We start from the raw sequence: 9,234 nt of genomic DNA, 5'->3' as shown, positions 1-9,234 counted from the left end.
CCGCCCCTACAGGGGTCAGCGCTGCGACTTAGACTTTGTGATACAGCTGGCTGCCTTCCTGGCGGAACCGCTCGGCCTGCTCACGCATGCCTTGCTCGACCGTCACATCCACGGTTTCGATCTTGGCGGCGTATTCACGCACTTCCTGGGTGATCTTCATCGAGCAGAACTTCGGCCCGCACATCGAGCAGAAGTGCGCGACCTTGGCCGATTCCTTAGGCAGGGTCTCGTCGTGGTAGGCACGGGCAGTGTCCGGGTCCAGGCCGAGGTTGAACTGGTCTTCCCAACGGAACTCGAAGCGTGCCTTGGACAAGGCGTTGTCACGGATCTGCGCACCCGGGTGGCCCTTGGCGAGGTCGGCGGCATGAGCGGCGATCTTGTAGGTGATGATGCCGGTCTTCACGTCATCCTTGTTTGGTAGGCCCAGGTGTTCCTTGGGCGTGACGTAGCAGAGCATCGCGCAACCGAACCAGCCGATCATAGCCGCACCAATGCCCGAGGTGATGTGATCGTAGCCAGGAGCGATATCGGTGGTCAGCGGGCCGAGGGTGTAGAACGGCGCCTCGTCGCAGCATTCCAACTGCTTGTCCATGTTCTCCTTGATCAGTTGCATCGGCACGTGGCCGGGTCCTTCGATCATGCACTGCACGTCGTGCTTCCAGGCGATCTTGGTCAGCTCGCCGAGGGTCTCCAGTTCACCGAACTGCGCGGCATCGTTGGCGTCGGCAATCGAGCCGGGACGCAGGCCGTCGCCCAGCGAGAAGCTGACGTCGTAGGCCTTCATGATTTCGCAGATTTCTTCGAAGTGGGTGTACAGGAAGTTTTCCTTGTGGTGTGCCAGGCACCACTTGGCCATGATCGAGCCACCACGGCTGACGATACCGGTGACACGCTTGGCAGTCAGCGGCACATAACGCAGCAGTACGCCGGCATGGATGGTGAAGTAGTCCACGCCCTGCTCGGCCTGCTCGATCAGGGTGTCGCGGAACAGCTCCCAGGTCAGGTCCTCGGCCACGCCGTTGACTTTTTCCAGGGCCTGGTAGATCGGTACGGTACCAATCGGCACCGGCGAGTTGCGGATGATCCACTCACGGGTTTCGTGAATGTGCTTGCCGGTGGACAGGTCCATGACCGTGTCCGAACCCCAGCGGATGCCCCAGGTCAGCTTGGCCACTTCTTCCTCGATCGAGGAACCCAGCGCGCTATTGCCGATGTTGCCGTTGATCTTCACCAGGAAGTTGCGGCCGATGATCATCGGTTCCACTTCCGGGTGGTTGATGTTGGCAGGGATGATCGCGCGGCCACGGGCAATTTCCTGGCGGACGAACTCAGGGGTGATTTCTTTCGGGATGTTGGCCCCGAAGCTGTGGCCGGCGTGCTGCTCGTCGAGCAGACCAGCGGCACGTGCCTCTTGCAGCTTCATGTTTTCGCGGATGGCCACGTACTCCATCTCGGCAGTGATGATGCCTTGGCGGGCATAGTGCATCTGCGAGACGTTGGCACCAGCCTTGGCACGGCGCGGGTTGCGCACGTGGGCGAAACGCAGCTTGGCCAGTTCGGCATCGTTCAGGCGCTGCTGGCCGAAGTCGGAGCTCAGGCCGGCCAGGCGCTCGGTGTCACCGCGTGCCTCGATCCACGCCGAACGCACATCGGCCAGGCCCTTGCGCACGTCGATGACAACGTTGGGGTCGGTGTACGGGCCGGAAGTATCGTAGACCAGCACCGGGGCATTGGACTCGCCACCGAAATCGGTCGGGGTGTCGTCCAGGCTGATTTCACGCATGGGCACGCGGATGTCCGGGCGCGAACCTTCGACATACACCTTGCGCGAACGCGGGAATGGTTGCACGGACTGCTGATCGACTTGTGCCGATTCGCTGAGGTTGATCGCTTTTTCTTGTTTGGTCATCACAGGCTCTCCAGACGGCTTCCTAGCAGTGGAATGTCGGGGTGAACCTGAAAGGCGCGGACGCACCCTTGATGGGTGCAGTGCCGGATTTGGGGTGCCTGAAGCTGCATGCAGCTGTGACATTCCCGGACCTGGCACAAGAGGCTCCCCGGGAAGGCGAGCAATCTTGTTCCCTACGCAGGCGCTAACCTGATCAGGTTCAACGGGATCCGCAACTTTGCGATCTCAGCCTTTGCTTCAAGGCACCCCGACAAGAACATGCGCAGTCTAGACTGGAGTGGTCGGCAAAGCCAAGCAGGTAAATGCGCGGATGATGAAAGGCACCCCGAGCGATTGTTGCCGGGTGCGCATGGCACTACACTGGCCCGTCGCTCGATACTCAACAGTTCAGTAATTAAATTTCGTACAAGGATTGCCTCTATGCTGCGCAAACTCTCACTGGCAATAGCCGTGTCTTGTGCGTCCAACGGAGTGGTCTGGGCAGCGGACGTGCCCACTACAGTGAAAACCGACCTGGTCAGCGTCTATCAGGAGGCGGTCGACAACAACGCTGACCTGGCTGCGGCCCGCGCCGATTACGGCGCCCGCCGCGAAGTGGTACCGCAGGCTCGCGCCGGGTTGCTGCCTAACCTGTCGGCCGGTGCCGAAATGCTGAACACCCGCACCAAGCTGGACGAACCATCGGCCACCAGCAACCGCAGCGGCAACACCTGGAGCGCAACCCTGGCGCAACCTATATTCCGCGCTGATCGCTGGTTCCAGTTGCAGGCAGCCGAAGCGGTCAACGAACAGGCGGCGCTGGAGCTGTCGGCGACCGAGCAGAACCTGATCCTGCAAACCGCGCAGAATTACTTCGCCGTGCTCCGTGCCCAGGACAACCTGGCCGCGACCAAGGCCGAGGAAGCGGCCTTCAAGCGCCAGCTGGACCAGTCCAACGAACGATTCGACGTCGGCCTCTCCGACAAGACCGACGTGCTGCAATCCCAGGCCAGCTACGATACAGCGCGGGCCAACCGAATCATTGCCGAGCGCCAGGTACAGGATGCCTTCGAGGCCCTGGTGACCCTGACCAACCGGGAATACACATCGATTCAAGGCGTGGTCCATACCTTGCCAGTGCAGGTGCCTACGCCCAACGACGCCAAGGCCTGGGTCGAAACCGCCGGGCGCCAGAACCTCAACCTGCTGGCCACCAACCACGCGGTCGTCGCTGCCGAGGAAACCCTGCGCCAGCGCAAGGCCGGCCACGCGCCGACCCTGGACGCAGTTGCCAAGTACCAGAAGGGTGACAACGACAACTTCGGTTTCACCAATCCCGCGCCGGCCCCCGTTACGCGCTATAGCGGCGACGTCGAGCAGACCAGCATCGGCCTGCAGTTGAACATCCCGATCTACAGCGGCGGCCTGACCAGTTCGCAGGTGCGCGAGGCCTACCAGCGCCTGAGCCAGACCGAGCAGCAGCGTGAAAGCCTGCGCCGCCAGGTGGTGGAAAACACCCGCAACCTGCACCGCGCAGTGAATACCGACGTGGAACAGGTGCAGGCGCGCAAGCAGTCGATCATCTCCAACCAGAGCGCGCTGGAAGCCACCGAGATCGGCTACCAGGTGGGTACCCGCAATATCGTCGACGTGCTTGACGCCCAGCGTCAGCTCTACACCTCGGTGCGCGACTATAACAACAGCCGCTATGACTACATCCTCGACAACCTGAGCCTCAAGCAGGCAGCCGGCACCTTGAGCCCGCAGGACCTGCAGGACCTCAAGCGGTACCTGAAGCCAGACTACAACCCGGACAAGGACTTCCTGCCGCCGGACCTGGCGGCTGCAGCGGCGAAGAACTTCGAGCGCAGGCCTTGAGATAGGTGTTGGACCAGTCGCGGGCAAGCCCGCTCCCACCGCGGGGTAACCTGGGGGAGTTGGCGTGCCGGCGATAGGGCCATCAAATATCACTCCAGCCGCTACAGGACAGCGACTAGGCTGCTACGGCAATCGTCGAGTCGATGCGTTGAACCGACATATCCCCGATCAGCGCAGAGCCAGCCGGCTCAGGGGCGAACGCAGCCATTGCATCAACAAGATTTCCCAGGCTCGGCAGCGAGTGCTCGACAGCAAACAGAGATGCCCCCGCTGAAAGGGCCAAGGCCTCAGGCATGGCAACCATTTCAGAGGTGACTATTGCCGGCTGCGCAAAGATGAAGTCCTCCGCTGTCACTTGCGCAACTTCGAGCGCATCCAGGTACAGTATATTCACGATACCTTCCTGCCCCGGCACTGCCTGGGTATCAACGGCCACACCATGAATCTGCGCAAAGTCATTGAGCATGAAGCGCTCGACTTTGCTGACCTGCAGATCCTCGAAGCGACTGATGCCTACCTGGCTGAGGTCAATCTTGTCGATACCGTGCCGGAACCCCCGCAAGGTGTTCCTGTAATCGCTCACGCCTTCTTGTTTTGTCACCAGGAACACGCTGGGCGCAACCGTTGGCGGGGCATAGATCGTGCCTGCCAGAGAAGCCACCAACTGCCCCGATTCGTCGCTTGTAAGCGACACGCCATCTGCACCACCGGTAAGCAGAACATTCGCGTTGACAGGCGGGGGCGCCTGCACTTCAGGGCTGCCCTCGAAGTAACCTGGCGCAGCAGTGAATGCGTCAAGGAAGCGGAAGTTCGCTGGCTGCAGTTCGGCGATCGGTTTGCCCGCAAGCGTCAGCTTCTGCCCATCGCCAAGGTCTAGCACAGCCGCATTGCCGTCCTGTCGCATCTGCAGGTCAGCAAACCCTAAACCACCAAAACCGACCAGATCGATCACTTCACGCGAAGTTTCGAATTGCTCGAGTACATCGTTTCCGGCTGCACGCCTGTGGATAACATAGCGGTCAGTACCCTCCCCGCCCTTGAGCAGGTTGTATCCACGGCCACCATCCAGTAATGCCCCGGTGGGCCCAGCGATCAAGGTATCGTCGCCGTCGCCACTGATGAGGTTCTGCACCGAACCAGAGGCTATGGTCAGCGCCACTCCGGCGATATTGGCACTGCCGCTGGCCAAATCCACCGAAATACTGCGACTTACCGCAGCCGCATTCAACGTATTACGCCCGCCAGCGGTGCCGCTGATTGCGTCGTCAAGCAGCGCTCGCCCGGCGTTTTCTGCCACCAGGTTCGCATAGTCATCGGTGAAGTAATAAGTATCATCGATGGTGCCGGGGCTGCCAACTAGGCGCAACGTCCAGCGATCGAGTGTCAACGGCAAACCAGCATCGGCATTGCGCACCTCGAGCTTCCACTCCCCCGCTGAGCGCTCTGCGCGATGATGGGTCGACATGAACCCATATTTGAACGCTCCTGAGCGCGAATCGCCCAGATCGTCATCACCGGAGCCCGGTGCCTTGCCCGTGCGATCGAGCAGCACGCTTCGCGTGCCGCCAGGCGACACCAGCGTGAGCGTCATGTCACCAAGACGGCCCACCATCGAATGGATATCGACCTCCACATGCTCCACCAGCACATCAGCCGGCAGGGTCAAGGACAAAGTCGCGACCTGCCCCGCCGCAACCTGGTGGGCAAGCGGCTCACTGGCAGCGGTCAGCACCCGTTCATTGGCCTTGGTCGCCTGGCTACCCCATGACTCGGCAAGACGCACAGCCGCACGGGCGTCGACCATACCAAAACCGTAGTCGTGACTGGTGTGCATGCCACCGCCATTCCAGTTGCGCCCTGCGTTGTAGGCCCATTGGGTGGATGCGTCATCCACCTTGCGCGCAGACAGTGCGAGGATCTGCTGGACATCCCGATAACCGAGCCCCGGATTGGCCTGCAGCATCAACGCCACCACGCCTGATACAATCGGCGCAGCGAAACTGGTGCCCTGGGTCGTGCTATAGGCGCTGCCCACCGATGCACCGCGCTCCGCTTCAAGGCTGACGCCAGTGGACAACACATGGCTGCCTGGTGCAGCGACCAGCAAGCTGGAACCTGGGTTGGAAAAGGGTGCAGTGGCAGCTTGCAGCACCGAGAGGTCTGCCTTTGCATTGATGGCCGCTACTTCTATGGCGTGACGGTTGTTGTTGGTCAGCGAGCCCTGCGCACTACCACCTTTGTCGCGCTGGTTGCCGCCAGAGGCGACGACGATGGTGCCAAGCCCGCCACGACCATTGGTGGCCGCAAGCGTAGTACTGAAAGCGAGCGCCAGAGCGGTATCGACCTTGCCTTCCGGTACATTCCCCAATGCGAAGTCCTTTTTGAACCCCCAACTGTTGTTGGCAATGTCGTAGTTGACCATTTGCCCCAGGTTGGTCAGGTCGTCGCCTTTGTTGGCCAGGTAGTGCCCGCCGATCGTCGCATCGTATGCAATGCCGATTCCCCCTTGATCATTGCGCGCTCCAACCATGACACCCGCCACTTGGGTGGCATGATTGGACGCCAGGGCAGCCAGCGTGCCATTGGTACGTTGGGTTTGCAGCCAGATGGGGTCGATATTCGGCTTGAGATCGGGGTGCTCGATATCGAAGATTTCCGGCGCGACGGCAAATTCACCGCCAGGCTCGAACTGCCCGATCCTCACGCCCTTGCCCGTGAAGTCACGCCATACTGGCGCGACATCGATCTCGTCCAGATACCACTGCCGCCCAGAGAGCGGGTCACCAGGCGATTGCTCATGGCGCAACGTTACCGTCGCGCGCAAGGGCGCCGATGCACCGCTGCCCACCTCGGTAACACTTATGGAGGCGTTGCCGGCCGCATCGACCAGGTCGTAGCGGAAACTGACATCACCGTCATGGCCAGGCAACGGCGTGACCTCTACATCACCCTGCTCGTTCAGCCGCACTGTAGCGCCCTTCCCAGCACTGACCGACGCGATGCGCAACGGCCCACTGCTGTTGAATGGCTGGTCGTTGGCCAGCAGCGCCGTCGCAGGGACTATCAGCGCGATGTCAGTGGTGGTGAAGGTAGCCAGTTGCTCAGGCAACAGCCTGTCGCCGATTGGCATGGCGCCCGCGCCGAGAAGATCGATAGCGGCAATATCGGCGAAGCTGAGCTTCTGGATGTTGCTCACGGTCAGGCGGCCGTCTCGCCCCGCCACGGTGTCGGTGATCTGGTGACCCGATTCGGTACGCGTGATCAGGTACTCGTCGTGTGCACCATGCAAGCTGACCAAGTTGGTTCCCGCGCCTCCATCGATCGTGGCATCGCCCCGACCGGCTTCGATCACGTCATCGGCCGCCCCACCCGTAATCCGATCCGCGCCACCACCAGCGTAAATAATGCTGCCGCCCGCCGAGGCCTGGATGCGATCACCATTTGGGCCTGCGTAGATAACGGACTTGCCGGTACCACCAATGATGTCGTTGCGGCCGCTGCCACCGACGAGCACATCGTTGCCACCGCCACCGATCAGCAAGCTATCGCCCGAGCCGCCCTTGATGAAAACTCCGCGTTGACCGCCGCTGGCGATGATGTCCCTACCCCGCCCTCCTTGCGCGATGGTCAACCCGGCCTTGGCCATGTTCAGCCCAACGCCCTGCTCCCCCACGATCAGCGCCGTGTCACGCCCGCCATTGCCGTGCATGTTCGCCCAATCGTCACTGGCGCTGATCACGAATACATCATCGCCCGCCCCGCCGTGATAGGTATTGCTACCAGCGCCGCCGACCAGCCAGCTGCCACCCGGGGCTGCGGTCAAGACATCATCGCCTGCGGCGCCGTACAGCGTGTCCACGCCGAGCGCAGCGGCGTCCAGAGTGCTGCCTTGAGGACTCTGGCTGATATAAGCCCGCCGGGAAGTGGGCCCACTTGATGAAGTCAGTACCGTACCATCCCCCTGGGCCTCGATCCGATTGCCGACGGTATCGGCGAGGAACCTCACCGCCAGTACTTCCCGGTCCTCGCCATTGACGGTGAATGCACTGCGGGAGATGACCTGGTTACCCTGACGTGCTTCCCCCACCGGCTCGACCTGACCGAGCTTGATTTGGCTGATGCCATGCTCCTGCAATGCCTTCAATTCTCCGGCATCGGCACGCCCGTCGTGGTTGCCATCGACCCACACCTTCAATTGTGCCCAGACAGCATCTTCAACGTTGATACTGCCATCGGCGTTGGCGTCCACGCTTGCCAGGGCGGCGAAGCCATCTTTGAACGGTGTTTCGCCGGAACTGCCATCACTACCGGCTTTGCCTCCGTAGTATTCGGAAAACAGTTGGCTGATGTTGCTCACCTGCCCGGTGCCGTTGTCATGTACCAGCATCCCGGTCACACGATCTGCCCAGCCTGTACGACGTAACGTACCGCTGTTATCGACATCGAACAGCACGCCGTCCTCGATACCGGCCAAGCCCACACCTTGCCCGCTCAGATCGAGTAACAGAGGGTCGACGAAGGTGTTCACCGTGGTCATCGCCGCCAGCCCGTTGAGCACCACTGCGTTACGCAGGCTGAAGTCCGGCTGTTCGCTACCCTCCCGATAGAACTGGGCGAGGTGCTGGTTCGGCCGCACGTTGGGGTCGAGCTGGATCTCGCCGGGGCGGATACCCCCGGTGGTCAAGCTGCCCAACTGGGCGGAGGTGAAGTCGGTGTTGTCGAGGGTGCTGTCGGTGAAAGCGATGCTGTGGGTCAGGCGGCGGTTGACGTAGCCGCTGGAGACGTCGTTGCGGATGTCATCTTGGCCTTGGAGGTCGCGACGGGATTCAGTTGCGGGGGTAATTTCGATATCCAAGGATGAATCCATAGGTTCTACTTTTTCAGTACTTATGAGTTCGGATATCGCACTGGCCAAGCCATTTCCCGTAACCTCGCTTATCGAATAAAGAAACGATGCGATGGCCCCCGGCGAGTCAATACGGGATTTCCAATACTTGGCCAGGGGACGTAAATCATCCGGAGCCATTGCAGTAGTGTTAGCCATGATACTATCAGTTCGAATTGACAACCATAGCTCACTAACAGGGCTTCCCGCCGCGTCAAGTACCTCTTTCCAATATGACTCACGCCGCTCCGGATAGGTTAATTCAAATACAGCATTCAGAGTCCAGGCATCTTTCGATCTGCCTAGACCCTCAAAAACCTTACTGTGAAATGTCCAAACTTCCATATGATCTGGATCACCACCAGCCCTCCCTTCGCTCACCCTGCGCTCTTGAAGTTCCAGATAAGCCTTTCCCATCTCCAACCTTACTTGCTCTACATCTGCTTCACTCATGGGACGCCCGGCATCTGCTTCAGTTCTCCTCATGAAATTTATAGCAGCCAACCCTGCTATGGAGTTACCCTTAGCAACGCCGTTGGCAAGTATCGCATATCGATCCCCCTTCATAGCCATGTAATCATAC

Annotated in this window: 3 protein-coding genes and 1 riboswitch; of the genes, 1 reads left to right on the top strand and 2 read right to left on the bottom strand. The window is 60.6% G+C overall.

Annotated features, from left to right (window positions below; translation table 11 throughout):
- Nucleotides 1–28: 28 nt before the first annotated feature.
- Complete coding sequence (thiC, locus tag ACLCGK_RS29250) at nt 29–1,909, bottom strand: phosphomethylpyrimidine synthase ThiC (protein WP_015272025.1); 1,881 nt, start codon at nt 1,907–1,909, stop codon at nt 29–31.
- Nucleotides 1,910–2,062: 153 nt separating this feature from the next.
- Nucleotides 2,063–2,169: riboswitch (TPP riboswitch) on the bottom strand.
- 160 nt (nt 2,170–2,329) lie between these two features.
- On the opposite strand from thiC, the gene ACLCGK_RS29245 reads away from it, so the two are divergent.
- Nucleotides 2,330–3,766, top strand: coding sequence for a TolC family outer membrane protein (locus tag ACLCGK_RS29245; protein ID WP_003258125.1), 1,437 nt, complete (start codon nt 2,330–2,332; stop codon nt 3,764–3,766).
- 115 nt (nt 3,767–3,881) lie between these two features.
- On the opposite strand, the gene ACLCGK_RS29240 is transcribed toward ACLCGK_RS29245, so the two are convergent.
- The gene (locus ACLCGK_RS29240; protein ID WP_410952258.1) at nt 3,882–8,633 is read right to left on the bottom strand and encodes a S8 family serine peptidase; all 4,752 of its coding nucleotides are present in this window, start codon (nt 8,631–8,633) and stop codon (nt 3,882–3,884) included.
- Between the last annotated feature and the right edge of the window lie 601 nt (nt 8,634–9,234).

Source organism: Pseudomonas sp. S1(2024) (assembly GCF_046557535.1).
Note: the sequence above shows the minus strand (reverse complement) of the source record. Positions and strands in the feature narration are given on the sequence as shown.

Excerpts from the sequence above, each read along its gene's own strand:
- ACLCGK_RS29240 (WP_410952258.1), bottom strand. The coding sequence starts at position 8,633 with ATGGATTCATCCTTGGATATCGAAATTACCCCCGCAACTGAATCCCGT.
- ACLCGK_RS29245 (WP_003258125.1), top strand. The coding sequence starts at position 2,330 with ATGCTGCGCAAACTCTCACTGGCAATAGCCGTGTCTTGTGCGTCCAAC.
- thiC (WP_015272025.1), bottom strand. The coding sequence starts at position 1,909 with ATGACCAAACAAGAAAAAGCGATCAACCTCAGCGAATCGGCACAAGTC.